At 64.2% G+C, this 25,921-nt stretch carries 25 protein-coding genes; 17 read left to right on the top strand and 8 right to left on the bottom strand.

Going from position 1 to position 25,921, the window contains the following annotated elements; all coding sequences use genetic code 11:
* Nucleotides 1-207 precede the first annotated feature (207 nt).
* The 8 genes from IVA87_RS27610 (at nt 208) to IVA87_RS27575 (ending at nt 10,575) form a co-directional block, all read left to right on the top strand.
* The gene (locus IVA87_RS27610) at nt 208-1,338 is read left to right on the top strand and encodes a M20/M25/M40 family metallo-hydrolase (protein WP_247336023.1); all 1,131 of its coding nucleotides are present in this window, start codon (nt 208-210) and stop codon (nt 1,336-1,338) included.
* 231 nt (nt 1,339-1,569) lie between these two features.
* Entirely contained in the window at nt 1,570-2,511 is a 942-nt protein-coding gene (locus IVA87_RS27605; protein ID WP_247280083.1) for an ABC transporter permease, read from the top strand.
* A 19-nt stretch (nt 2,512-2,530) separates the two neighbouring features.
* Complete coding sequence (locus tag IVA87_RS27600; protein WP_247280084.1) at nt 2,531-3,418, top strand: ABC transporter permease; 888 nt, start codon at nt 2,531-2,533, stop codon at nt 3,416-3,418.
* 129 nt (nt 3,419-3,547) lie between these two features.
* Nucleotides 3,548-5,197, top strand: a complete 1,650-nt coding sequence (locus IVA87_RS27595) for an ABC transporter ATP-binding protein (protein WP_247336022.1) — start codon at nt 3,548-3,550, stop codon at nt 5,195-5,197.
* 242 nt (nt 5,198-5,439) lie between these two features.
* Complete coding sequence (locus tag IVA87_RS27590; RefSeq protein WP_247336019.1) at nt 5,440-6,945, top strand: M81 family metallopeptidase; 1,506 nt, start codon at nt 5,440-5,442, stop codon at nt 6,943-6,945.
* A gap of 13 nt (nt 6,946-6,958) precedes the next feature.
* Entirely contained in the window at nt 6,959-8,131 is a 1,173-nt protein-coding gene (locus IVA87_RS27585; RefSeq protein ID WP_247336015.1) for a M20 aminoacylase family protein, read from the top strand.
* Complete coding sequence (locus IVA87_RS27580; RefSeq protein ID WP_247296290.1) at nt 8,124-9,545, top strand: amidase; 1,422 nt, start codon at nt 8,124-8,126, stop codon at nt 9,543-9,545. The genes IVA87_RS27585 and IVA87_RS27580 overlap by 8 nt, the downstream gene beginning before the upstream one ends.
* A 139-nt stretch (nt 9,546-9,684) precedes the next feature.
* On the top strand, nt 9,685-10,575 hold the full coding sequence (locus IVA87_RS27575) for a crotonase/enoyl-CoA hydratase family protein (RefSeq protein WP_247336012.1): 891 nt from the start codon (nt 9,685-9,687) through the stop codon (nt 10,573-10,575).
* Nucleotides 10,576-10,666: 91 nt separating this feature from the next.
* Here the strand turns inward: IVA87_RS27575 and IVA87_RS27570 are convergent, their stop codons facing one another.
* Both IVA87_RS27570 and IVA87_RS27565 read right to left on the bottom strand, forming a co-directional pair.
* Nucleotides 10,667-11,644 carry an NADPH:quinone oxidoreductase family protein gene (locus IVA87_RS27570; protein WP_247336009.1) on the bottom strand — a complete coding sequence of 326 codons (978 nt, stop codon included), beginning with the start codon at nt 11,642-11,644 and terminating at the stop codon, nt 10,667-10,669.
* Entirely contained in the window at nt 11,644-12,252 is a 609-nt protein-coding gene (locus tag IVA87_RS27565; RefSeq protein WP_247336007.1) for a 2-hydroxychromene-2-carboxylate isomerase, read from the bottom strand. Before IVA87_RS27565 ends, IVA87_RS27570 begins: the two co-directional genes overlap by 1 nt.
* 105 nt (nt 12,253-12,357) lie before the next feature.
* Here IVA87_RS27565 and IVA87_RS27560 point away from each other — a divergent pair, with 105 nt between their 5' ends.
* Nucleotides 12,358-13,380 (top strand): methionine synthase, encoded by a 1,023-nt coding sequence (locus IVA87_RS27560; RefSeq protein ID WP_247296284.1) that lies wholly within the window; start codon nt 12,358-12,360, stop codon nt 13,378-13,380.
* Nucleotides 13,381-13,400: 20 nt separating this feature from the next.
* Here IVA87_RS27560 and IVA87_RS27555 read toward each other — a convergent pair whose 3' ends face one another.
* The 3 genes from IVA87_RS27555 to IVA87_RS27545 are packed head-to-tail and all read right to left on the bottom strand — an operon-like array spanning nt 13,401 to nt 15,395.
* The gene (locus tag IVA87_RS27555) at nt 13,401-14,063 is read right to left on the bottom strand and encodes a hypothetical protein (RefSeq protein WP_247296282.1); all 663 of its coding nucleotides are present in this window, start codon (nt 14,061-14,063) and stop codon (nt 13,401-13,403) included.
* A gap of 24 nt (nt 14,064-14,087) precedes the next feature.
* On the bottom strand, nt 14,088-14,615 hold the full coding sequence (gene gpt, locus IVA87_RS27550; protein WP_247296280.1) for a xanthine phosphoribosyltransferase: 528 nt from the start codon (nt 14,613-14,615) through the stop codon (nt 14,088-14,090).
* 42 nt (nt 14,616-14,657) lie between these two features.
* Complete coding sequence (locus IVA87_RS27545; RefSeq protein ID WP_247296279.1) at nt 14,658-15,395, bottom strand: molybdopterin-binding protein; 738 nt, start codon at nt 15,393-15,395, stop codon at nt 14,658-14,660.
* A gap of 276 nt (nt 15,396-15,671) precedes the next feature.
* Here IVA87_RS27545 and IVA87_RS27540 point away from each other — a divergent pair, with 276 nt between their 5' ends.
* The 5 genes from IVA87_RS27540 to IVA87_RS27520 all read left to right on the top strand — a co-directional run bounded on the left by IVA87_RS27540 (nt 15,672) and on the right by IVA87_RS27520 (nt 20,742).
* Nucleotides 15,672-17,090 carry a circularly permuted type 2 ATP-grasp protein gene (locus IVA87_RS27540; protein WP_247336004.1) on the top strand — a complete coding sequence of 473 codons (1,419 nt, stop codon included), beginning with the start codon at nt 15,672-15,674 and terminating at the stop codon, nt 17,088-17,090.
* 4 nt (nt 17,091-17,094) lie between these two features.
* Nucleotides 17,095-18,039: an alpha-E domain-containing protein gene (locus tag IVA87_RS27535; protein WP_247296275.1), complete on the top strand. Its 945-nt coding sequence runs from the start codon at nt 17,095-17,097 to the stop codon at nt 18,037-18,039.
* A gap of 124 nt (nt 18,040-18,163) precedes the next feature.
* Nucleotides 18,164-19,012 carry a transglutaminase family protein gene (locus IVA87_RS27530; protein ID WP_247336002.1) on the top strand — a complete coding sequence of 283 codons (849 nt, stop codon included), beginning with the start codon at nt 18,164-18,166 and terminating at the stop codon, nt 19,010-19,012.
* A gap of 188 nt (nt 19,013-19,200) precedes the next feature.
* Nucleotides 19,201-19,959: a proteasome-type protease gene (locus IVA87_RS27525; protein ID WP_247296271.1), complete on the top strand. Its 759-nt coding sequence runs from the start codon at nt 19,201-19,203 to the stop codon at nt 19,957-19,959.
* A 24-nt stretch (nt 19,960-19,983) separates the two neighbouring features.
* On the top strand, nt 19,984-20,742 hold the full coding sequence (locus IVA87_RS27520; protein ID WP_247336000.1) for an SDR family oxidoreductase: 759 nt from the start codon (nt 19,984-19,986) through the stop codon (nt 20,740-20,742).
* Nucleotides 20,743-20,903: 161 nt separating this feature from the next.
* Here the strand turns inward: IVA87_RS27520 and IVA87_RS27515 are convergent, their stop codons facing one another.
* Nucleotides 20,904-22,142 (bottom strand): MFS transporter, encoded by a 1,239-nt coding sequence (locus IVA87_RS27515; protein ID WP_247336033.1) that lies wholly within the window; start codon nt 22,140-22,142, stop codon nt 20,904-20,906.
* Nucleotides 22,143-22,325: 183 nt separating this feature from the next.
* Here IVA87_RS27515 and IVA87_RS27510 point away from each other — a divergent pair, with 183 nt between their 5' ends.
* Nucleotides 22,326-23,576, top strand: coding sequence for a nucleoside transporter C-terminal domain-containing protein (locus IVA87_RS27510; RefSeq protein WP_247335998.1), 1,251 nt, complete (start codon nt 22,326-22,328; stop codon nt 23,574-23,576).
* A 115-nt stretch (nt 23,577-23,691) separates the two neighbouring features.
* Here the strand turns inward: IVA87_RS27510 and IVA87_RS27505 are convergent, their stop codons facing one another.
* Nucleotides 23,692-24,219, bottom strand: a complete 528-nt coding sequence (locus IVA87_RS27505; protein ID WP_247335996.1) for a cupin domain-containing protein — start codon at nt 24,217-24,219, stop codon at nt 23,692-23,694.
* 164 nt (nt 24,220-24,383) lie between these two features.
* Nucleotides 24,384-24,671, bottom strand: coding sequence for an usg protein (locus tag IVA87_RS27500; RefSeq protein WP_247296263.1), 288 nt, complete (start codon nt 24,669-24,671; stop codon nt 24,384-24,386).
* A gap of 380 nt (nt 24,672-25,051) precedes the next feature.
* On the opposite strand from IVA87_RS27500, the gene IVA87_RS27495 reads away from it, so the two are divergent.
* Nucleotides 25,052-25,366, top strand: coding sequence for a co-chaperone GroES (locus tag IVA87_RS27495; protein WP_247280104.1), 315 nt, complete (start codon nt 25,052-25,054; stop codon nt 25,364-25,366).
* A gap of 42 nt (nt 25,367-25,408) precedes the next feature.
* Nucleotides 25,409-25,921, top strand: a 513-nt coding sequence (locus IVA87_RS27490) for a TCP-1/cpn60 chaperonin family protein (RefSeq protein ID WP_276576816.1), incomplete at its 3' end; no start/stop codon positions are given.

The raw sequence follows: 25,921 nt of genomic DNA, 5'->3' as shown, positions 1-25,921 counted from the left end.
TTCTTTGGGCGAACTAACCTCATGCAATGCCTTTATCTTTCGAGACTTGCAGACAGTGCCGAGCGCGTCAATCCGGTTTCGGTGCAAGCCCTCGCGGCGTGTGCAAGGGCTCCAAAAAGATCGGTTTGGCTTTACAACGCTCTCGGCCCGTCCTCCCCTGCGCCAATGCAATGCGCGTTCCAGCTTTGAAGCTTGAGAGACATTGAGATGAACCCAGCCAATCTTCCCTTCGATTCCGAGGCGATGCTCCAGGGCCTGCGCGGCTGGGTGGAATGCGAGAGCCCGACCTGGGACGCAGGCGCCGTGAACCGCATGCTCGATATCGCAGCGCGGGATATGGCGATCATGGGTGCGACGATCGAGCGCATCGCCGGCCGCCAGGGTTTTGGCGGCGTGATCCGCGCGCGCTTTCCCCATCCAAAGCAGGGCGAGCCGGGCATCCTGATCGCCGGGCACATGGATACCGTGCACCCGGTCGGCACCATTGAGAAGCTGAAATGGCGGCGCGAGGGCAACAAGTGCTACGGCCCCGGCATCTACGACATGAAGGGCGGCAATTATCTCTCGCTGGAGGCGATCCGGCAGCTGGCACGCGCCGCCTTCACTACGCCGCTGCCGATCACCGTGCTGTTCACGCCGGATGAGGAAGTCGGCACGCCCTCCACCCGCGACATCATCGAGGCGGAGGCCGCGCGTAACAAATACGTGCTGGTGCCCGAGCCTGGCCGCGCCGACAATGGCGTCACCACCGGACGATACGCCATCGCGCGTTTCAATCTCGAGGCGACAGGCCGCCCGAGCCACGCCGGCGCGACGCTGTCGGCGGGACGCTCGGCGATCCGCGAGATGGCCCGGCAGATCCTCGCGATCGACGCGATGACCACGGACGACTGCACCTTTTCGGTCGGCGTCGTGCATGGCGGCCAATGGGTGAATTGCGTTGCCACGACCGCCACAGGCGAAGCGCTCTCGATGGCCAAGCGCCAGACCGATCTCGACCGCGGCGTCGAGAGGATGCTGGCGCTGTCGGGCACAACCAATGATGTCACCTTCAAGGTCACCCGTGGCGTGACGCGGCCAGTGTGGGAACCGGACGCCGGCACCATGGCTTTGTATGAAAAAGCCCGCGGCATCGCCAAGTCGCTCGGCGCCGAGCTGCCGCATGCGAGTGCCGGCGGCGGCTCCGATGGCAATTTCACCGGCGCGATGGGGATCCCGACGCTCGACGGCCTGGGCGTGCGTGGCGGTAACGGCCACACGCTCGAAGAGTATATCGAGGTCGAAAGCCTGGTCGAACGCGGCCGGCTGATGGCCGGGCTGCTGGCAACGCTGGAATGACTGTCTGAGTCCGTCATTCCGGGGCGGTTCGAAGGACCGAGCCCGGAATCTCGAGATTCCGGGTTCGCGTCTTCGACGCGCCCCGGAATGACGACGGGCAAAGAGAGCACGCCACGACAGGCCGCCCTGTAAAAGCTGTGGCCCGGATGGCACGGGAATTGCTGAAATGTTAGGCTGATGGCAGCCTGCCGAAGGCCCTGCCCGATTTGACTCTAATCTGACGGATCCAACTTGCTCGGATATCTCGTTCGCCGAATCTTCGCCGCCGTGCCCGTAATGGGCGTCGTCGCGCTGTTCGTCTTCCTGCTGCTTCGCCTCACCCCCGGCGATCCCGCCGCGATTCTTGCCGGCGACAACGCGACGCCGGAACGGCTGGAGCGCATCCGCGCCTCGCTCGGCCTCAACGAGCCCCTGATCGTGCAGTTCGTCACCTGGGTGAACAAGCTGCTGCACGGCGATCTCGGGACGTCGCTGATTTCCAACCTGCCGGTGATGAAGATGATCGGCCAGCGTGTCGAGCCGTCGATCTCGATCGCGCTGTCGACCATCATCCTCGCCGTGGTCGTCGCCGTGCCCCTGGGCGTAATCGCGGCGTGGAAGCATGGCACCTGGATCGACCGTTTCGTGATGGGCCTGTCCGTGCTGGGCTTCTCCGTCCCGGTGTTCGTCGTCGGCTATGTCCTGATCGAAATCTTCGCGATCAATCTGCGCTGGGTCCCGGTGCAGGGCTTCAAGAGCATCTCGAGTGGTTTTGGGCCGTTCTTCGAACGCATCATCTTGCCGACTTGCGCGCTCTCCTTCATCTACATCGCGCTGATCGCGCGCATGACGCGTGCGGCGATGCTCGACGTGCTCGGCGAAGATTACGTCCGCACGGCGCGCGCCAAGGGCATCAACGAGGTGGCGGTGATGATGCGGCATGCGCTGCGCAACGCCGCCGTGCCCGTGATCACCGTGATCGGCACCGGCTTTGCGCTGCTGATCTCCGGCGTCGTCGTCACCGAGAGCGTGTTCAACATTCCCGGCATCGGCCGCCTCACCGTGGATGCGGTGCTGGCGCGCGACTATCCGGTGATCCAGGCGATGATCCTGCTGACGTCGTTGATCTATGTCGTCGTCAATCTCCTGATCGACGTCGCCTATACGCTGCTCGATCCGCGGATTCGGTACTGAGGCAAAGGTAACAACGATAATGTCGGTCGATAGCCTTCCCCAGTCATCCATTCCGATCACGTCGCCGCTGCGGCCGCGCTTCGGATTTCTCACCTCGACGCCGATTATCGCGACGGCCACGGTCTTGCTCGGGCTGGTCGTGGTGATCTCGATTCTCGCGCCCCTGATCGCGCCGCATGATCCGATCCAGCTTGCGCCTTCGCAGCGGCTGAAGCCGTCGTCGGCGCAGTTCCTGCTCGGCACCGACGCCTACGGCCGCGACCTGCTGTCGCGTGTCATCTATGGCGGCCGCATCTCGCTCCTGATCGGCATCGGTTCGGCGATTCTCTCGGTCGCCATTGGGCTTGCAATCGGTCTCGTGTCCGGCTTCTTCAAGCTGGTCGATGCCGTGATGATGCGGATCATGGACGGCCTGATGGCGATGCCGAGCATCCTGCTCGCGATCGCCGTGGTGTCACTGTCCGGCGCCAGCCTCTGGACAGTGCTGATCGCGATCACAATTCCGGAGATCCCGCGCGTGGCGCGCCTGGTGCGCTCGGTGGTGCTGTCGGCGCGCGAGGAGCCTTACGTCGAGGCAGCGATTTCGGTCGGCTCCAGCCTGCCGAAGATCATGTGGCGGCATCTGATGCCGAACACGATTGCACCGCTGATCGTCCAGGGCACCTATGTTTGCGCCTCCGCAATCCTGACCGAGGCCATCCTCTCCTTCCTGGGCGCCGGCATCTCGCCGGAGACGCCGACCTGGGGCAACATCATGGCCGAGGGCCGCCAGTACTTCCAGCTCAAGCCGTCGCTGATCTTCTGGCCGGGCCTGCTGCTCTCGATCGCCATTCTCAGCATCAATTTGATCGGCGATGCCGCCCGCGACGCCCTCGATCCGCGCATGAAGCAGCGGGAGGGGAAGTGAAACAGGTAACAGTGTCATTCCGGGGCACGCCTCTTGGCGCGAACCCGCAATCCATTTCACCGCTTGGACCGACGCCCGGTGGATTCCGGGTTCGCGCTGCGCGCGCCCCGGAATGACGAAAGACCCTGCATGACCAACACCATCCTCGACATCAACAACCTCGTCGTCTCCATCGGCAAGAAGCCGGGCGGGCCGAAGATCATCGACGGCATCTCGATCCAGGTACGCGAGCGCGAGACGCTGTGCCTCGTCGGCGAAAGCGGCTCGGGCAAGTCGGTGACCTCCCTCACCACGATGGGCCTGTTGCCGAAGGGCACGCTGGTGCCGACCGGCGGCAGCATCAAGCTGGTCGGCGAGGAGCTGCTGACCGCGACCGACCGCCGCCTGCGCCAGCTCCGCGCGACGCAGATGGCGATGATCTTCCAGGAGCCGATGACCGCGCTCAATCCGGTGGTGCCGGTCGGCCGCCAGATCGACGAGGTGCTGCGCGCCCATACCGATCTTGACGCCAAAGCGCGCAAGAAGCGGATCCTCGACATGATGGAGCAGGTCCGCCTGCCCCAGGTCGAGCGCATCTTCGCCTCTTACCCGCACCGCCTCTCCGGCGGCCAGCGCCAGCGCATCATGATCGCAATGGCGCTCGTGCTCGAGCCGAAGCTGCTGATCGCGGACGAGCCCACCACCGCGCTCGACGTCACCACGCAGAAGCAGATTCTGACGCTGATCCGCGATCTCCAGCGCGATCACGGCACCGCCGTGCTGTTCATCACTCACGATATGGGCGTGGTGGCCGAGATCGCCGACCGCGTCGCTGTGATGCGGCAGGGCCGCCTCGTCGAGACCGGCCCGCTCGATACCGTGCTGCGCAATCCCACCATGGAATACACCCGCAATTTGCTCGCCGCAGTGCCGAGCCTGGTGCCGCGCGCGGCACGGGATGAGTCCAAGGAGCCGGTGGTGCTGGAAGCCAACGAGCTCAGCAAGGTCTATAAGGAGCGCGCCTTCTTCGGCAAAGGCCGTGAGGTCGTCGCCGCCGACAAGGTGACGCTGACACTGCGCAAGGGTCGTACGCTCGGCATCGTCGGTGAGAGCGGTTCCGGCAAGTCGACGGTCGCGCGCTGCATCGTCCGCTTGATCGATCCGACCTCCGGCGGCGTGCGCCTCGCCGGCCGCGAGATTGCCGATATCTCGCGCCGCCTGCTCCAACCGCACCGGCAAAAGATCCAGATCGTGTTCCAGGATCCCTATCGCTCGCTCAATCCACGCGTCACCGTCGGCGAGAGCATCGCAGAAGGCCCGATCAACTATGGCGTCTCGCACACCGAGGCGATGAAGCGGGCGCGCGATCTGCTCGAGCTGGTCGGCCTGCCGGTCGATGCTGTGTCGCGCTATCCGCACCAGTTCTCGGGCGGACAGCGCCAGCGCATCGCCATTGCCCGGGCGCTCGCGCTCGATCCCGACGTGCTGGTCGCGGATGAAGCGGTCTCCGCGCTCGACGTCTCCGTGCAGGCGCAAGTGCTGGAGCTGCTCGACGAGATCCAGAAGCGGCTCGGCATCGCGATCCTGTTCATCACCCATGACTTGCGCGTCGCCGCGCAAATCTGCGACGAGGTCGTGGTGATGCAGCACGGCCGCGTCGTCGAACAGGGCCCCGCCGCCGAAGTGCTGACGCATCCGAAGGAGGCCTACACCAAGGCACTGCTGGATGCGGCTCCGGGGCGAGGCTGGGACTTTGCGAACTTTCGGCCGGTGTCGGAGGGCGTGGCGGCGAGCGCGTAGGCCGTTTCCGCTGTCATTCCGGCATCGCGAAGCGATGAGCCCGGAATCTATCGAGCGGTAGACTCCGTCGCACGATAGATTCCGGGCTCGCGCTACGCGCGCCCCGGAATGACGATGGAGCGTGGGCTCATCCGCAGCATTCCCAAAACAGCTTGACCCTATGCATGGCGCGATTGCTTCCCACCTTGCTCTTGCTGCAAAGGCGGGTAACGTCGTCGCACCATTTGACCGGATTTGAATTGATGACACGTATCGCCGTCGGCGGCTTCCTGCACGAGACCAACACCTTCGCGCCGACGAAGGCGACGTTCGCGGACTTCCAGCATGGCGGCGGCTGGCCGGCGATGACGCAGGGCGCCGACGTGTTGAAGGTGATGCGGCGCATCAATGTCGGTCTCGCGGGCTTCGTCGACGGCGCTGAAATGAACGATTGGGAACTCATCCCAACGATCGCCTGCGGTGCGAGCCCGTCGGCGCATGTCACCAAGGATGCTTTCGAGCGCATCGTGAAGGTGATGATCGACGGCATCGCAGCCGCCGGTCCGCTCGATGCCGTCTATCTCGACCTGCACGGCGCGATGGTGACCGAGCATCTCGACGATGGGGAAGGCGAGATCCTGGCACGCGTGCGCCGGATCATCGGCAAAGATATTCCGCTGGTCGCGAGCCTCGACCTGCACGCCAACGTCACGCCCGAGATGATCGAGCATGCCGACGCGCTGATCGCCTACCGCACCTATCCGCATGTCGACATGGCCGCAACCGGCCGCGCCTGTGCGCGCCATCTCGCACTGCTGCTGAAGTCCAAGCAACGCTTCGCAAAGGCGTTCCGGCAATTGCCGTTCCTGATCCCGATCAGCTGGCAGTGCACGAGCGACCAGCCGACCAAAAGCATCTACGAGAAGCTCGCCGCGCTGGAGGGTGACGCAGTTCCGACGCTGTCCTTCGCGCCCGGCTTCCCCGCCGCCGATTTCCGCGATTGCGGGCCGAGCGTGTTCGCCTATGGCAAGACGCAAGCGGACGCCGACCGCGCGGCCGATGCGCTTCTCAAGCTGATCGAAGGCCATGAGGACGATTTCGACGGCAAGATCTGGTCGCCCGACGACGGCGTGCGCCATGCGATGGAGCTTTCCAAGAGCGCAAGCAAGCCGATCATCATCGCCGATACCCAGGACAATCCCGGCGCGGGCGGCGATTCCGATACCACCGGTATGCTACGTGCACTGGTGCGCAACAAGGCGAGTGCCGCGACGGGGGTGATCTACGATCCGGAATCGGCCAGAGCCGCGCATGCAGCCGGCGTCGGGGCCACCGTCACGCTGTCGCTCGGCGGCAAGTCCGGCATTCCGGGCGACGAGCCCTATCGCGAGACCTTCGTGGTCGAAAAACTCTCCGACGGCCGCTTCATCGCGCCCGGCCCTTATTATGGCGGCCGCGAGATGGAGATGGGCCCCTCCGCCGCCTTGCGCATCGGCGACGTCCGCGTCGTCGTCTCCTCGCACAAGGCGCAGCTCGCCGACCAGGCAATGTACCGCTATGTCGGCATCGAGCCAACGCGAGAGAAGATTTTGGTCAACAAGAGCTCGGTGCACTTCCGCGCCGATTTCGAGCCGATCGCGGAAAAGCTGCTGATTTGCGCCGCACCGGGCGCGATGCCGGCCGACACCGCCTCCCTGCCCTGGAGGCGCCTGCGGCCGGGCATCCGCATCAAGCCGAACGGACCCGCCTTCACCCCTTCCTCACGCTAACCGGACAGGACACATGCCCACGATCGACCGCATCGACGGCTATGCCGACGAACTCACCGCTATCAGGCGCGACCTCCACGCCCATCCCGAGATCGGCTTTGAGGAAGTGCGCACCTCCGGTATCGTCGCCGACATGCTGAAGAGCTGGGGCATCGAGGTGCATCGCGGTCTCGGTGGCACCGGCGTGATCGGCGTCATCAAGGGCAAGGGCACGAGCACCAAGCGCATCGGCCTGCGCGCCGACATGGACGCGCTGCCGATGGAAGAGAACACCAATCTGAAATGGAGCTCGAAAATTCCCGGCCGCTTCCACGGCTGCGGCCACGACGGCCACACCACCATGCTGCTCGGCACCGCGCGCTATCTCGCCGAGACCCGGAACTTCGACGGCACCGTGCACCTGATTTTCCAGCCGGCCGAGGAAGGTCTCGGCGGCGCCCGTGCCATGATCAAGGACGGGCTGTTCGAGAAATTTCCCTGCGACGAGCTCTACGGCCTGCACAACGCGCCCGATCTCAACCACGGCGAGATCGCGATTCTGCCGGGCCCGGCGATGGCCGGCGCCGACTTCTTCGACCTCCGCATCACCGGCTACGGCGCGCATGGCGCGATGCCCGAGCGATCCAAGGACGCGGTGATCATCGCGACCACGCTGGCGCAGGCGATCCAGACCATCGTCAGCCGCAACGTCGAGCCGCTGCAATCCGCCGTCGTCTCGATCACCCAGATCCATGCGGGCTCCGCTTATAACGTCATCCCAGGCGAAGCGCATCTTTGCGGCACCATCCGCACCTTCTCCAACGAAGTCCGCGCCATGATCAGCGAGCGCATCCGCACGATCTGCGCCGGCATCGCCGCCGCGTTCCAGTGCGAGATCGCGGTCGATATCCGCGACACGTTCGGCGTGCTGGTCAACCAGGTTGAGCAGTCCAAGGTGGTCGAGGAGGTCGCGCGCACCGTGGTCGATCCTGCCAACGTGATCACCCGCGCCCAACCGAAGATGGGCAGCGAGGATTTTGCCGACATGCTGCAGACCATCCCCGGCGCCTACTTCTGGGTCGGTCATGACGGCTCGGTGCCTGTGCACAATCCCGGCTTCGTGCTCGACGACAAGATCCTGCCGATCGGCGCCAGCATGTTTGCCCGCATCATCGAAACCCGCATGCCGGTGGGTGGCAATGCATAACGAGGGCGTCGAAGAGACGGTCACCTCGCTGCATGATCTGTCCGCGGTCGATCTGATCGCGGGCTATCGCGCCAAGCAGTTCTCGCCGAGCGAGGTGCTGGAAGACGTGCTTGCGCACGTCGCGGCGTGGGAACCGCATCTGAAGGCGCTCTATGCATTCGATCCCGACGGCGCGCGCGAGGCCGCAAAGGCCTCGACCGCGCGCTGGAGCGGCGGCGAGCCGTGCGGCGCACTGGACGGCGTGCCTGTTACGGTGAAGGATAACATCGCGACCAAGGGCGTGCCGGTGCCGCTGGGGGCTGCCAGCGTCAAGCTGGTGCCGGCCGAAAAGGACGCACCGCCCGCCGCGCGGCTGCGCGAGGCCGGCGCGATCATCTTCGCCAAGACCACCATGCCCGATTACGGCATGCTGTCCTCCGGTCTCTCCAGCTTTCACGCGCTCGCGCGCAATCCCTGGGACCTCTCCAAGAATCCCGGCGGCTCCAGCGCGGGTGCGGGCGCCGCCGCTGCCGCCGGCTATGGTCCCCTGCATCTCGGGACCGATATCGGTGGCTCGGTGCGCCTGCCGGCCGCTTGGTGTGGCCTCGTCGGATTGAAGCCGAGCTTCGGCCGCGTGCCGATCGATCCCGCCTATGTCGGCCGCGTCGCAGGTCCCATGACCCGCACGGTCGACGATTGTGCGCTGATGATGAGCGTGATCGCCAAGCCCGATCGCCGCGACGGGATGAGCCTGCCGGCCGAGCCGCTCAACTGGAAGGGGCTGGAGAAGTCTCCGCGCAAACTGCGCATCGGCCTGATGCTCGATCCCGGCGTCGGCCTGCCGCTGGACAAGCCGGTGCGCGAGGTCGCCGTGAAGGCGGCCAAGGCGTTCGAATCCGCCGGCGCGGTCGTGACCGAGGTCGACGGCATTCTCACACGCGACATGCTCGATGGCCTCGACAATTTCTGGCGTGCGCGCATGTGGGACGATCTGTCCAAGCTGACGCCGGCCGAGCAGGCCAAGGTGCTGCCCTACATCTTCAAATGGGGCGAGTCCGGCGCAAAGCTGTCGGGCGTCGACGTCATCCGCGGCTTCAATCAGACCATGGCGATCCGCGCAGCAGCAGGAAAGCTGTTCTGCGAGATCGACTATGTGGTCTCGCCGACCGCGCCGAACGTGAACTATCCGGCGGAATGGGCCTCGCCCACCAACGATCCCATGAAGCCGTTCGAGCACATCGCCTATACTGTACCGTGGAATATGTCGGAGAATCCCGCGATCTCCGTCAACGGCGGCTTCGACGCCAAGGGTTTTCCCATCGGCGTGCAGATCGTCGGCCGCCGCTTCGACGATATCGGCGTGCTCGGCATGGCCAAGACTTTTGAAGGTCTACGCGGCCCGCAGCGGCCCTGGCCGAGTCCGCCGGCGCGTTAGAATCGCATTTAGCGTCTGCGCACAACTGGTCATGCGCGGGCTCGACCCGTGCATCCATCCTCTTCGAAAAAGATGGATTGCCGGGTCAAGCCCGGCAATGACAGAATTGATTCAACAATGACAAGGGAAGGAAACCACCATGGCGTACGAGACGATCAAGTACGAGGTCGCCGAGCAGATCCTCACTATCACGCTGAACCGGCCCGACAAGCTCAACGCCTTCAACGCACAGATGCAAGCGGAGCTGATCGACGCGTTCGACGCCGCCGACAAGGACGACAATATCCGCGCCATCATCGTCACCGGCGCGGGCCGCGGCTTTTGCGCGGGCGCCGATCTTTCGTCCGGCGCCGATACGTTCGACCGCGACGCGCGCCGCGGGCCGGTGAAGCGGCTCGCCGACGGCAAGGTCGACTACAGCGATCCGCAGGTGCGCGATGGCGGCGGCCAGGTGACGCTACGCATATTCAAATGCTTGAAGCCCGTTATCGCTGCCGTGAACGGCCCAGCCGTCGGCATCGGCGTCACCATGCAGCTCGCGATGGACGTCCGCATTGCCTCGGATGCCGCGCGCTTCGGCTTCGTGTTCTCGCAGCGCGGCATCGTGCCGGAGGCCGCCTCGAGCTGGTTCCTGCCGCGCATCGTCGGCATCTCGCAGGCGCTGGAATGGTGCTATTCCGGCCGCGTCTTCTCGGCACAGGAAGCGCTTGCCGGCCGTCTCGTCAGCAAGGTTGTGCCGCCCGATGATCTCCTGCCGACCGCGCGCGCGCTTGCCCAGGAATTTGCCGCCAAGACCGCGCCGGTCTCGATCGCCCTGATCCGCCAGATGATGTGGCGCATGATGGGCGCGGACGATCCCATGGAAGCCCACAAGGTGGACAGCCGCGGCATCTACGCCCGCGGCCGCTCCGACGACGTCAAGGAAGGCGTGGTGTCGTTCCTGGAGAAGCGTCCGGCGCAATTCAAGAACAAGGTATCGACAGACATGCCGGACTATTTCCCGTGGTGGACGGAGCGGGAATATAAATAGTTCACGGTCATTCCGGGGCTCGCGAAGCGAGAACCCGGAATCTCGATTCCGGGTTCGCCCTTCGGGCGCCCCGGAATGACGGTGGTAAAACTCAATCCATCACCAGCGCCACGCGGCCGATCGCCTTGCGCTCGATCAGCAATCGCATCGCCTTTGCATAATCTTCCAGCGGCAGGCGATGCGAGACGTGGGGGCGCAGCTTGCCCTCCTCCGCCCACCGCAAGAGCGCCTTCAGGCGCACCTCGCCAAGCTCAGGATTTCTTCGAACCGCTTCGCCGGCGCGCACGCCTAACACGCTCGCGCCCTTGATCAACAGGAGATTGGTCTTGGCCGAACCGATGCCCCCGGTAAAGCCAATCACCAGCAACCGCGCGCCCCAGGCGATGCAGCGCATCGAATCCTCGAACACCTGGCCGCCGACGGGATCGAACACGACATCCGCGCCGCGGCCGTCGGTGATGTGCTTGACAGCATCGCGAAACGGCTCGCGATCGTAGCGGACGAGATGATCGGCGCCGCGCGATTTCGCGATCGCCAGCTTCTCGTCGCTGGAGGCAGTTGCGATCACGGTCGCACCCAGCATCTTGCCGATCTCGACGGCCGCGAGACCGACGCCGCCGCCGGCGCCATGCACCAGCAGCACCTCGCCCGGCGCGACCCGGCCGCGATCGATCAGTGCATGATAGGCCGTGCCATGACCGGCAAGATAAGTCGCGGCCTCTGCATAGTCGAAAGTGGACGGCTTAGGGGTGAGTTGCGATGGCGTCACCACCGCTTCATCCGTGAAGGCGCCGTGGCGCATCTTCACGATGACCTTGTCGCCGACGGCAACGCCCCTCGCCTCCGCACCCACCTCGATGACGTCCCCGGCAGCTTCCATGCCGGGCGTGAACGGCAGCTCCGGCTTGAGCTGATATTCGCCCGCCGCCATCAGCACGTCGGGAAAGTTCAGGCCGGCAGCGCGGATCGCAACGCGCACTTCGCCGGGCTTTAGCGGCGGCGACGGAAATTCCTCCAGCCGCAACGTCTCGGGCGCGCCGAGTTCACGGCAGATGACGGCCAGCACCATCAGGCCGCACTCGCCTTTTGACGCAACAGCGCCTCGCGGATCAGCGGCAGGCGGTCGTTGCCAAAGTACATGTCGGTCTTGCCGACGAAGATCGTCGGCGAGCCGAAACCGCCACGCGCCACGACCTCTTCGGTATTGGCCTTGAGCTGGTCCTTGATGCTCTGCTCTGCGATGCCGGCGAAGAATTTCTGCTCGTCGATGCCGACCTTCTTGCAGATGTCGGCGAGCACCGCGTCCTGCGAGATGTCCCTGTCCTCGCCCCAGTAGGTCTCGAACACGGCCGTGGCGAACGGCACCATGTGATTGCCGAGCCAGATGCAGCCGCGCATCGCCTTGACGCTGTTCACGGGAAACACGGTCGGCGGCATCTTGATCGACAGGCCTGCCGAGCGCGCCCAATCGGCGAGATCCTTCTTCATGTAACGCGCCTTGAGCGGCACCGGCTTTTCGCGCTGGGCGTAGACGCTCGGATTGACCGTGTTGAAGATGCCGCCGACCAGGATCGGCCGCCAGATGATCTCCGCGCCGAGCTCTTTCGCGAGCGGCTGGATGTTGTGAAAGGCGAGATAGGTCCAGGGGCTGGAACAGTCGAAGAAGAATTCGATCATGGCGTTTCCGGTCCGGCGTCGCGGGGTTGACGACTTTTGTCGTTCTGTACCTCGACGTTAAGACATGGCAGGAAGAGGCGCAACATAACCCGCCGGGAGGCCGCCATGCTGTTTCCAACCACGATCGCCGGCTCCTTGCCGAAGCCGGAATGGCTCGCCGAGCCCAACATGCTGTGGGCGCCCTGGAAGTCGCAGGGCGAGGAGCTCTTGCGCGCCAAGCGCGACGCGACGCTGATCTGGCTGAAGATCCAAGAGGACGCCGGCATCGACATCGTCACCGAGGGCGAGCAGGCCCGCCAGCATTTCGTGCACGGCTTCCTGGAGAAGGTCGAAGGCATCGACTTCGCGCACAAGGTTGAGATGGGCATTCGCAAGGACCGCTACAAGGCGATGGTGCCGCAGGTAGTCGCTCCGCTCCGGCTCAAGGGCCGCGTTCATGCCGACGAGGCGCGCGTCGCGCGCTCGCACACGAAGAAGAAGCTGAAATTCACGCTGCCCGGCCCCATGACCATCATCGACACGATTGCGGACCGCTATTACGGCGACCGCGTGAAGATGGCGTTCGCTTTCGCCGAGATGCTGAACGAAGAGGCCAAGGCCCTCCAGGCCGACGGCGTCGATCTCGTGCAGTTCGACGAGCCCGCCTTCAACGTCTATATGGACGAGGTCAACGACTGGGGCATCAAGGCGCTGGAGCAGGCGGCGCAGGGTCTCACCTGCGCCACCGCCGTGCACATCTGCTATGGCTACGGCATCAAGGCCAACACTGACTGGAAGGCGACGCTCGGCAGCCAATGGCGGCAGTATGAGCAGATCTTCCCGGCAATCGATGCCAGCCCGATCCAGCAGGTCGCGATCGAGTGCCGCAATTCGAAGGTGCCGCTCGACCTGCTGGCGCTGCTCAAGGCCAAGATCGTGCAGGCCGGCGTGATCGACGTGGCCAGCGACACGGTGGAGACGGCGGACGACGTCGTGAAGGTGATCGAGGCAGTGTCGAAATTCGTCCCAAAGAGCAACATCATCGCCACCACCAATTGCGGCATGGCGCCGATGCGGCGGGAGATCGCCGAAGCCAAGCTGATGGCGCTCGGCGCCGGCGCGGCGCTGGCGCGCGAGAAACTCGGGTAATGGCACGGGCGGGCGCTGTGCTAAGGCAGCGCCGTCGGATGCAACACGGGCGCGTAGCCGGAGTTCAATGTGCGCAGCGTCGAGGGCGGCGTCAGTAACGTCGCTTCGCCAAGCTGACGCTCGACCGCGGTATAACCCGCCGGCGACCACAACAGCGCCCTGCCCCGCATCACCAAAAAACTGTCCTCGCCCTGCTGAACCATTGCGCCGTCGGGGAGCTGGTCGAGCGGCACCAGCAAGACGTGCAGTCGTTTGCTGCCGTGATCGAGCCGCTCATGATGCAGCACCGTGTCGATGTCGTGCATGCGGACGCCGTGCACGCGATTGCCCTTTTCCCACGCAGCCCGGAAGCGATTGGCATCGTCGCGGCGGCAGTAGAAGCAGGGGCGATGGCCGGCGGCGAGCGCAGTGGCCTCGTCCAGGAAGAACAGCTCGGTCCAGCTTCGCTGTGCCATCACCTCGCGGCGCCGTCCGCGGAATTCGCAAGTGCAGGTGAGCCAGGCCGGCGACGACCACCGCTTCCTCAGCAGCGTCTTCGTCGCCGGATCATGGATGATGCCGCGGTTGCCGGTGAACAGGCCGCGATGGGGCGTGGCAATGATCTCACCGGTCGGCGTGACGCGATTTTGCAGCGGGCGAGTAGCGAATGGCGAATTGCGAATTGGGGATTCACTACTGGCCATTCGCCACTCGCCATTCGCACTCTCTCACGCCGCCCCGTCGCGAAGCGGCGGGTGGTAGGACAGCGCAGTGTCCCAGGGGAAGAAGATCCAGGTATCCTGCGACACTTCCGTGATGAAGGTATCGACCAGCGGACGCCCCATCGGCTTGGCGTAGACGGTGGCGAAATGCGCATTGGGCAGCATCTCGCGCACCAGCTTGCCGGTCTTCCCGGTATCGACGAGGTCGTCGACGATTAGAAGCCCCTTTCCGGTGCCGCCGCCGAGCTTCATCGCCGCCTCGGAAATACTCTTGAGGACCTGGAGCTCGCCCTGCTTGTTGTGGTCGTAGCTGGCGATGCAGACCGTATCGATCACGCGCACGCCGAGCTCGCGCGCCACGATCGCGGCCGGCACCAGGCCGCCGCGGGTGATCGCGATCACTGCATGGAACGGACCGACCTCGTTGAGACGCCAGCTCAGCGCCCGGCAATCCCGGTGGAATTGGTCCCAGGAGACCGGGAAGGCCTTGCCCGCCCGTTCCTGCGCGCTGAGTTCCGGTGCTTCACCCGCCATTGTCGCCTCCTGCTTCGTAAAACGTCCGGCAAGCCGGGCGCTTTAGCGGGTGATGTTCAATCCCGCCAGCATTTCCTTCACTGCCGCCATCGCCGCCGCGAGCTTATCCGCATCGCGCGAGCGCACCACCAGATTGGTGTTCGGCCTTTGCTCCTCGTCCATGAAGGGATAGCTGCCGATGATGGTGTCGGGATGGGCGGCCGCGATCGCGCGCAGCGGGCTGCCGATGTCGCCCTCGCGCGCATTGGCGCGGACCGATTCGGAAAGCATGCGCACGCCGGATTTCAGCTTGGGCGAGACGATATCCATCATCGCCTGCATGATCGAGGGCACGCCGGCCATCACGATGACATTGCCGATCTTGAAGCCCGGCGCGAGGATGGTCGCGCTCTGGATCAGCTCAGCACCGTCAGGGATGCGAGCCATGCGCAAGCGGGCCTCGTTGAGGTCCTGCTCGCTCCAGCGCTCGCGGAAGCGGGCGACCACCTCCGGGTGATGGTCGATGCCGACGCCGAAGGCCTTGGCGACGCTGTCGGCCGTAATGTCGTCATGGGTCGGGCCGATGCCGCCGGTGGTGAAGACATAGGTGTAGCGGTGCCGCAGTGCATTCAAGGCGGCGATGATGTCGTCCTCGTCGTCGGAGACGATCCGGACTTCCTTCAAGTCGATGCCGATATTGGTCAGGTATTCGGCGATGAACCCGATGTTCTTGTCCTTGGTTCGGCCGGACAGGATTTCGTCCCCAATGACCAGAATGCCCGCCGTGACGATCTCGCTCATAAACTGTCCCTCACCTGTGGCGCCAACTTTGCCGAGGTAACGCGTTGAAGTCACGCGGTTTGCCGCCGAAATAAGCAGTCCTCAGCCATTTTTTCAGGCAAGCCGCCGGCCATCCCCGGCAAATGCCCGTCCTCCATGCTTATCGCGCTGGCCCGCCCCTTGCTACCACATGAAAGTCATGCACTCTTGCCGCATGGCCACAGGACGTTGCGGTCTCCACCAAGGCCGGCGCGACTTGGCTCATGTCGCAACGCCTGGGGAGAACAGTCGGGATCTATGGCAGTCGCGTTTGATGAAATGAATATTCCCGGCGGCGACCTGCGCCCTGCTTATCAAGAGCTGGCGCGTTGGCTCAAGGAGACGCCTCCCGAGGCGCTCGAATATCGCCGCCAGGAGGCGGAACTGCTGTTCCGCCGCATCGGCATCACCTTTGCGGTCTATGGCGAAGCCGAGTCGACCGAGCGCCTGATCCCGTTCGACGTGATCCCGCGGATCATGTCCGGCAAGGAATGGGCGCTGCTGGAGAAGGGCCTGAAGCAGCGCGTGCGTGCGCTCAATATGTTTTTGCGCGACATCTATCACGGCCGCGATATCCTTCGTGCCGAAATCGTACCCGACGATCTGATCTTCCAGAACCCGGTGTTCCGGCCCGAGATGAACGGCCAGCAGGTGCCGCACGACGTCTATGTGCACATCGCCGGCATCGACATCGTCCGAACCGACGCTGAAGACTTCATCGTGCTGGAGGATAATGCGCGGACGCCTTCGGGCGTGTCCTACATGCTGGAAAACCGCGAGATCATGATGCGGCTGTTTCCGGATCTGTTCGCCCGCCACAGGGTGGCGCCGGTCGAACGCTATCCGGACGAGCTTCTCGCCGCGCTGCGCTCGGTCGCGCCGCAAAGCGCCTCCGGCGAGCCGACCGTCGCCCTGCTCACGCCCGGCGTCTACAACTCCGCCTATTACGAGCACTCGTTCCTGGCCGACAAGCTCGGCATCGAGCTGGTCGAGGGCCGCGACCTCGTTGTCAAGAACAACGAAGTGTTCATGCGGACGACGGAGGGGTTGAAGCGGGTTGACGTGATCTATCGCCGCGTCGACGACGATTTCCTCGATCCCCTCACCTTCCGCCCCGACTCCGTGCTCGGCGTGCCGGGCCTGATGTCGGCCTATGCGGCCGGCAACATCACGCTCGCCAATGCTGTCGGCACCGGCATCGCCGACGACAAGGCGATCTACTCCTACATGCCCGACATCGTAAAATTCTATCTCGGCGAGGAGCCGATCCTGAAGAACGTGCCGACCTGGCGCTGTCGCGAGCCGAAGGATCTCGCCTATGTGCTGGACAATCTTGGCGAACTCGTCGTCAAGGAGGTCCATGGCTCCGGCGGCTACGGCATGCTGATCGGCCCCGCCGCGACGAAAGCCACGATCGAGGCCTTCCGCGAGAAACTGAAGCGTGAGCCGGAAGGCTTCATCGCGCAGCCGACGCTGGCGCTCTCGACCTGCCCGACCTGCACCGCAAGCGGCCTCGCCCCGCGCCATGTCGACCTGCGGCCTTTCGTGCTCACGGGCAGCAAGCGCACCACGATCGTGCCGGGTGGGCTGACACGCGTTGCACTCAAGGAAGGCTCTCTGGTCGTCAATTCCAGCCAGGGCGGCGGCACCAAGGACACCTGGATTTTGGACGAGTAGAGACATGCTGTCGCGTACCGCCGAAAACCTCTACTGGCTCGCTCGCTACGTCGAACGGGCCGAATACCTCGCGCGCACCATCGATGCGACGCTGCGCGTCACCGCGCTTCCCGCCGCCTATATCGGCAAGACCAATGAATGGGACTCGGCGCTGCTCACCGCCGGTGTCGCCGGCAGTTTCTATCAGCAATATGAGGAAGCCAACGAGCACAACGTCGTCGATTACCTCTCGTTCTCGGCGGGAAACCCGTCCTCGATCAAGAACTGCATCGAGGCGGCCCGCCTCAACTCGCGCTCGGTGCGCACCGCGCTCACCAGCGAGATGTGGGACACCATCAATTCGGCCTGGATCGAGCTTCAGGCGGTCTGGAGCAAGGGCACGTCCACGCGGGAGGACCTCGCAAAATTCCTGCGCTTCGTGCAGGAGACCTCGCTGCGCTTCGACGGGTCGGCCTACCGGACCATGCTGCGCAACGACGCCTACTGGTTCTCGCGGATGGGCGTGCATCTCGAACGCGCCGACAACACCGCGCGCATCCTCGATGTGAAGTATCACGTGCTCTTGCCCGAGAAAGAGCATGTCGGCGGCCCGCTCGACTTCTATCAGTGGAGCTCGATTCTGCGCTCGGTCTCGGCGCTGACGGCCTATCACTGGGTCTATCGCGAGACGCTGAAACCGTGGCTGATCGCAGACCTGCTCATCCTCAACGACACGCTGCCGCGCTCGCTGGCAAGCTGCTACGGCAATCTCGTGCGCAACCTCGACCAGATCGGCGTCGCCTATGGCCGCCAGGGACCCGCTCAGCGCCACGCCCGCGGCATCCGCAACCGGCTGGAACACAGCAATATGAACGACATTTTCCAGCACGGCGTGCATGAATTCATTCAGGAATTCATTACCGACAATTCCAGGCTGGGCGAAATCATCACCAAGCAGTATTTGATCTGATACAGGCTGTCATGCCGGGGCGCCCCAAGGGCGAACTATGGTGCGCAATTGTGCACCTGAGAATCTCGAGATTCCGGGTCTGGTCCTTCGGACCATCCCGGAATGACGGAGCAAGTTAATCACCATGCGCCTGCGAATCCAGCACACCACGACCTATCGCTACGAGCCGCCGGCGACCAGCGTGATCCAGATCCTTCGGATGACGCCCGGCAGCCATGACGGGCAGTATGTGGCGGAATGGCAGATCGATGTCTCGACGGACACCAAGCTCGACACGCACGAGGACGCGTTCGGCAACGTCACCAATGTGCTATCCTGCGGTTCCGTCGGTGACATCAAGATCACCGCCGAAGGCCTGATCGAGACCCACGACACCGGCGGCGTGCTGCGCGGCACGGACGAGCGCTTTCCGGCCGGCATGTTTCTGCGCTCAACCGACCTCACCTCCGTCAATCCGGCGATGATGGCGGTTGCGCGCCAGTTGCGCAGCGAGGCCGAGAGCGACACGCTCGGCTTCCTGCACACGTTGATGACCGAGATCGGCGATCACATGACCTTCGACGAGGACCCGACCAACAGCGGCACCTCGGCGGCGGAGGCGTTCACGCTCAAGCGCGGCGTCTGCCAGGACTACGCGCATATCTTCATCGCCTGCGCACGCAGCGGTGGCGTGCCGGCGCGCTTCGTCTCCGGTCACTTCCTGCGCTCGGACGGCACGGTGCACCAGGAGGCCGGCCACGCCTGGGCGGAGGCCTACGTGCCCGATCTCGGCTGGGTTGGCTTCGATCCCGCCAACAGCATCTGCGCCACCGACGCCCATGTCCGCGTCGCGATCGGACTCGATTATCTCGGCGCAGCCCCCGTGCGCGGCACCCGCTATGGCGGCGGCACGGAGACGCTGACGGTGGCCGTCAAGGTCGAGCAGGCCGGCCGCGGCGGGCAGTCGCAATCGCAGTCACAGCGGCAAAGCTAGCTCGTCGTTCCGGGCGTGCCTCGGCACGCATTCGGAATCCATTGGGCCGCAGAGTTAGCGGAGGAATGGATTCCGGCTTCGCGATTACGTCGCGCCCCGGAATGACGACATGATCCCTGGGAATCGGGGGTTGGAGCGGCTCCCGAAATTGGCTAGTAATTCCGCGCAAACGCGTTCGGGGACTGGAAATGACCTATTGTTGCGGAATCCTGGTTCGGGACGGTCTGGTGATGATCGCCGATACCCGCACCAATGCCGGCCTCGACAACGTCTCGACCTTCCGCAAGCTGCACATCTTCTCCAAGCCCGGCGAGCGCATCATGGCGATCGCCAGCGCCGGCAACCTCGCCATCAGCCAGTCGGTGCTGTCGACGCTGACGGAAGGCCTGGAGGACCCCGACACGGGCGAGATCGAGACGCTGATGAACGCGCCGACCATGTTCCAGGCCGCCCAGCGCATCGGCCGGGCGATCCGGGCCGTGCACGCGACCGAAGGGCCGGCGCTGAAGTCCGAGGACGTTTCCTTCGACGTCTCCTTCCTGTTCGGCGGCCAGATCAAGGGCTCCCGGATGCGCCTGTTCATGATCTACACCGCCGGCAATTTCATCGAGTGCACCACAGATACGCCGTACTTGCAGATCGGCGAGCACAAATACGGCAAGCCGGTGCTCGACCGCGCCATGCACTACGACGTCGAGTTGTACGAGGCGCTGAAGACCGGCCTGATCTCGATGGACTCCACCATGCGCTCGAACCTCGGCGTCGGCCTGCCGATCGACGTGCTGGTGGTGCGCAACGATGCCTGCGAGGCCGATCTCAATCACCGCATCGAGGCGGGCGAGCCCTATTTCCACGATTTGCGCTCGCGCTGGTCGGCGGCGTTGCGCGCCGCACATCAGAACATTCCGCGCCCGCCCTACAAGAACGAAAAAGAACCCAAAAGCTGACAGCATGACAAAAGGCAAGAAACGATGAGTGAAGCAAAAAAGATCGCAGTGGTGACGGGTGCTGGCACCGGTGTCGGGCGTGCGGCGTCGCTGGCGCTGATGAACACCGGCTTCACCGTGGTGCTGGTCGGGCGCAGGCTCGACATGCTCGAGGAGACCGCAAAGCTCGGCCCCGCAGGAAAAAGCCTGTGTGTCACCGCCGACATGACCAAACCGGAGTCGATCGCGGCGCTGTTTGCCAAGGTGAAGGAGACCTATGGCCGCCTCGACCTGCTCTTCAACAACGCCGGCATGGGCGCGCCGGCCGTCAACTTCGAGGATCTCAGCCTTGAGCAGTGGCAGGCGGTGGTGAACACCAACCTCACCGGCCCGTTCCTGTGCACTCAGCACGCCTTCCGCATCATGAAGGACCAGACCCCGCGCGGCGGCCGTATCATCAACAATGGTTCGATCTCGGCACACGCGCCGCGGCCGTTCTCTGCCGCCTATACCTCGACCAAGCACGCCATCACGGGTCTCACCAAGGCGTCCAATCTCGACGGCCGCATGTATGACATCGCGGTCGGCCAGGTTGATATCGGCAATGCCGCCACCCCGATGACCGACCGCATGGTCAACGGTCCCGGCGTGCTCCAGCCCGACGGCACCACCAAGCACGAGCCGCGCATGGATGCCAAGGCGGTCGGCGATGCCGTCGCCTACATGGCGAGTTTGCCGCTCGACGCCAATGTGCTGACCATGACACTGATGGCGACCAAGATGCCGTTCGTGGGGCGGGGGTAAAACAAAAGAACGCAACGCCTCCACAATCATCCTTGCGAGCGCGGCGAAGCAATCCAGGATTTCTCTGCGGAGGGACTCTAGATTGCTTCGTCGCATTAGCGCAAAATTGCTTCGCAATCTTGTCGCGAGTTCCTCGCAATCCCACGTCGACGGGCGGAGTGTTACTCCAAACTCTCCACCTGGCGCAGGCTCGGGAACAGCTTCATCCACAGGAGTGCCACCGCGACGGTGGCGACGCCGCCGAGCGCAGCGGCGGGCATGGCGCCGAACAGGGCGGCGGTGAGGCCGCTCTCGAACTGGCCGAGCTGGTTCGAGGCATTGATGAAGAGGAAATTCACCGCTCCGACCCGGCCGCGCATCTCGTCGGGCGTGGACAGCTGCACCAGCGAGAAACGGATCACGACGCTGATCGTGTCGGCGGCGCCGAGAACGGCGAGCGCGAGCACCGAGAGCCACATCCAGGACGACAGCGCGAATACGATCGTGGCGACACCGAACACGATCACGGCCTGAAACATGCGCAGGCCCACATGTCGCGAGATGGCGTGACGCGCCAGCACCATGGTCATCAAGAGCGCGCCAACCGCAGGCGCCGCACGCAGCGCGCCGAGCCCGACCGGCCCGGTCTGGAGGATGTCGCGGGCATAGATCGGCAGCAGCGCGGTGACGCCGCCGAACAACACTGCGAACAGATCGAGCGAGATGGTGCCGAGGATCGCAGGGTTGCCGCGAATGAAGCGGACACCGGCAAAGATGTTGTCCGAGCTCGTCCCCTCCTTGGCGACCGCCTGCGGACGCGGCCGGATGAAGCCGGTCAGGATCATCCCAAGGATCCAGAACAGCACCATCACGGCATAGGCGAGATGCGACGCCACCGCATAGGCAAAGCCGCCGAGCGCGGGCCCCGTAATGGTCGCGACCTGCGCCGCGCCGCTGGAGACCGCGGTGGCGCGCTGGAGCGAACCTTGCGGTGCGATCAGCGGCAGCAGCGCCGCCGTGGTCGGGCTCTCGAAGGCGCCGGCAATGCCGAGCACGAAGGTCGCGACGAAGATCTGCACCTCACCGACCGCGCCGAGATAGGTGATCACAGCGAGATAGAGTGCGGTTGCTGCTTCCACGAGCTGACAGAGCTGGACGACGCGCTTACGCTCATAGCGATCGGCGGCATGACCGGCGACGAACACGAGCAGCGCGGTGGGCAGAAATTGCACGAGGCCGACCATGCCGAGATCGAAGGCCGAGCCGGTGAGATCGTAGACCTGCCAGCCGATCGCGACCGCCGCGATCTGGCTGGAGAAACGCGACAGGCTGCGCGAGAGCAGGAAGAACAGGAAGGCGCGGTGGGCGAGGAGCGCGCGGGCACTGACCGGCGGATCTCCGGATATTGGCTGCTCTGGCATCGCCGCTTCGACCACCTCTTGGATCGTCTTTTGCGTCACCCCCGGACCGTCCGTGCCCTGATGTCGACGTGCCCCGCGTGACTGAGGCGGACCGGCTTGTCAACAGCGGGACGCCTCCCGCACGTCCCGGCATTGCCTTTGCAACGCAGGCGCGGCCATAATCATTAGGGCTTTGGGGACATCATGCTGCGCTTGCAATCGGCACTCGGCATTTTCGCATTGCTGCTGATCGCCTTCGCGCTCGCAGAGAATCGCCGCGCCGTGTCGTTGCGGCAGGCGGCGATCGGCCTCGTCGCCACCTTCGTCACCGCCATCGTCCTCCTGAAGTTACCCGCGCTCGCGCGCGCCTTCGGCGCCATCAACGACGCGGTCGGGGCGATCTCCGCGGCCTCGCGCGCCGGCTCCTCGTTCGTATTCGGCTATATCGGTGGCGGCGCCCTGCCCTTCGACGTCAAGGTGCCGGGTGCGGATTTCATCCTGGCGTTCCAGGCGCTGCCGATCGTGCTGGTGATGAGCGTGCTGACGACGCTGCTGTTCTATTGGCGGGTGCTGCCGCCGATCGTGCGGGGCATGGCCTGGCTGCTGGAGCGCACCTTAGGGGTCGGCGGCGCCGTGGGGCTGTCGACCGCCGCCAACATCTTCCTCGGCATGGTCGAGGCGCCCCTGTTCGTGCGGCCGTATCTGAAGCAGATGACCCGCAGCGAATTGTTCCTGGTGATGACCGGCGGCATGGCCGGCATCGCCGGCACCGTGCTGGTGCTCTATGCGACGCTGCTGGCACCCCTTATCCCCGATGCCGCCGCGCACTTCGTCATCGCCTCCGTGCTGGGGGCGCCGGCCGCGATCCTCGTCAGCCTGATCATGGTGCCCGAGACATCCGACAGGCGCACCGGCGGCGCGCTGGAAAATCCCGAGATGGAGGTCTCCGGCACGATGGACGCGATCGTGAAGGGCAACACCGCGGGTCTCGAGCTGCTGCTCAACATCGTCGCGATGCTGCTGGTGCTGGTGGCTCTGGTCTACCTCGTCAACGCCATCCTCGGCCTGCTGCCTGATATCGGCGGCGCCGCGATCTCGTTGCAGCGCCTGCTGGGCCTCGCGATGGCGCCGGTGTGCTGGCTGATGGGACTGCCATGGGACCAGGCGGTCACCGCCGGCAGCCTGATGGGCTCGAAAACCGTGCTCAACGAATTGATTGCCTATGTCGACTTCTCAAAACTGCCGCCCGACGCGCTCGATCCGCGCTCGCGCCTGATCATGCTCTACGCGATGTGCGGCTTCGCCAATTTCGCCAGCCTCGGCATCATGATCGGCGGCCTAGGGGTGATGGTGCCGGAGCGGCGCGAGGAGATCAACGCGCTGGGGCTGAAGTCGATCGTGTCGGGGACGCTGACGACGTGCCTGATGGGAGCGGTGGTGGGGGTGTTGGCGTAGTTCTCTCCGCTGTCATTCTGGGACGCGACGAAGTCGCGAACCCGGAATCTATTGATCCACCGTTTCTGCCGCTCAATGGATTCCGGGCTCGCGCTACCCGCGCCCCGGAATGACATCAAGCCTTCAACTCCACCGTCTTGAACTCCGCCGGCAGGATCACCTCCAGCAATTCGACGTCATCCGAGTAATCCAGAATCATGTGCTTGATCTTCGGCGGCTGGGTCCAGGCGCTGCCCTCTTTCATCAAGGTCTCGCCCTGCCCGTCCATATAAGTCTTCACCCAGCCCTTGAGCACGTAGACCATCTGGAATTCGACATCGTGATAATGAAGCTTTGAGACCTCGGCCGGATTACACGGGCCTTGCAGACGGATGACATGCGCTTGCGCCAGGCCATGGGTCGCGTCGGCAATGCCAAGGTCGCGGTATTTGGCATAGGCGCGCAAGCCGTCGGCTTTGAAATCCTCTTCGCGGTGATGGCTGATGGCGATGCGCTGCTTGGGCCGGGCGGGTTTGCTCGGCGCGAGCATACGCGCCTTCGCCTTCACTGCCTTGCGCGCCGAGGGTCGAGCTGCGGCCTTGGCTCCACTCCGCTTCTTCACCGCGGCTTGCGCTGCGCTGCGCGATCTTACTTTTTTGGCCATCGGCCCGCCTCCCGCTGCTTGTTATTATGCGGCGAGACTAGCACAGAACGAGATCATGTAGCGGGGGCAAAGCGAAACGTGCCCACCATTGCGAGAAGCAGTCGCGGAGACGGTGGGCGCGGCGCGAGCGCGCCTTTGCTCGCCCACGAAGCCGGTGCTCGATCTCAATGCAGCCGGAACACGCCGTCGACCGCGCGGAGTTCGGCCGGCTTGATCAGCTTGCAATGCGCCACGGTGACCGAATGCAGGGGGCCGTCGAGCCTTTCCTGCCAGAACGCCAGGAAGTCCTTCAGCGCCGGAAATTTCGGAAACATGTCGTAGTTCTGCCAGACGTAAGTCTGGAGCAGCGACGGATGATCCGGCATCCGATAGAGAATTTGCGCCGTCGTCAGCCCGTAACCCAGCATCTGCTTCCGGAAATCCTCGGAAGCGCCCCCACTCTGCAGTCCCATGCCAAACCTCCTTTGCAGGAGCGCATTCAAGGGGCGGCCTGGTCGGTGTGCGCCTTACGAGCCACCCGGTACTGATGCGCTCACATGTGAGAAATGTGACGCAAACTGATAATTCATCTCAAGCCCAAAAGTTTAACAAGCTGTTGAATTTCAACGCGTTAGCAGCAGATGCGGCTCCGTGCTAATACGGCCCAGCGCACCGTTAACGATGGCAAAGAGATTCTGGCAGTCCGCACTTCCGGGTGCTAATTTTCTGCTAGAAGCCCTTGCCCCCGCAAAATTCCTGTCCTATTTGTTCCTCGCCTGTGCTAGCACTCGCGGGCAATGACTGCTAACAACCTCGAAATTCCTCAACTCTTGCAATTGCTTAGGAGGACTGCATGAAATTCCGTCCGCTTCACGACCGCGTCGTGGTCAAGCGCATCGACGCAGAAGAGAAGACCGCTGGCGGCATCATCATTCCCGACACTGCCAAGGAAAAGCCCTCCCAGGGCGAAGTCATCGCCGTCGGCCCCGGTGGCCGCGACGAGTCCGGCAAGCTGATCCCGATCGACCTCAAGGTCGGCGACCGCGTGCTGTTCGGCAAGTGGTCCGGCACCGAGGTCAAGATCGACGGACAGGATCTGCTGATCATGAAGGAGAGCGACGTTATGGGCGTTCTCGAAGTCAGCGAGTCCAAGAAGAAGGCGGCTTAAAAGCCCCGCTCCCTTCCCTTTAAATTTCAAGGAAAAATCCAGATGGCAGCCAAAGAAGTCAAATTCTCGGTTGAGGCGCGCGACAAGATGCTGCGCGGCGTCGACATCCTCGCCAACGCGGTGAAGGTCACGCTCGGTCCCAAGGGCCGCAACGTCGTGCTCGACAAATCATTCGGCGCTCCCCGTATCACCAAGGACGGCGTCACCGTCGCCAAGGAGATCGAGCTTGAGGACAAGTTCGAGAACATGGGCGCCCAAATGGTGCGCGAAGTTGCCTCCAAGTCCGCTGACGCGGCCGGCGACGGCACCACTACCGCGACCGTGCTCGCGGCCGCGATCGTGAAGGAAGGCGCCAAGTCTGTCGCCGCCGGCATGAACCCGATGGACCTCAAGCGCGGTATCGACCTCGCGGTCGAAGCCGTGGTGGCAGACCTCGAGAAGAACTCGAAGAAGGTCACCTCGAACGACGAAATCGCCCAGGTCGGCACCATTTCCGCCAACGGCGACGCCGAGATCGGCAAGTTCCTCTCCGACGCCATGAAGAAGGTCGGCAAC

The organism is Bradyrhizobium sp. 147 (assembly GCF_023073935.1).
In the GTDB taxonomy this organism is placed as follows: domain Bacteria; phylum Pseudomonadota; class Alphaproteobacteria; order Rhizobiales; family Xanthobacteraceae; genus Bradyrhizobium.
Note: the sequence above shows the minus strand (reverse complement) of the source record. Positions and strands in the feature narration are given on the sequence as shown.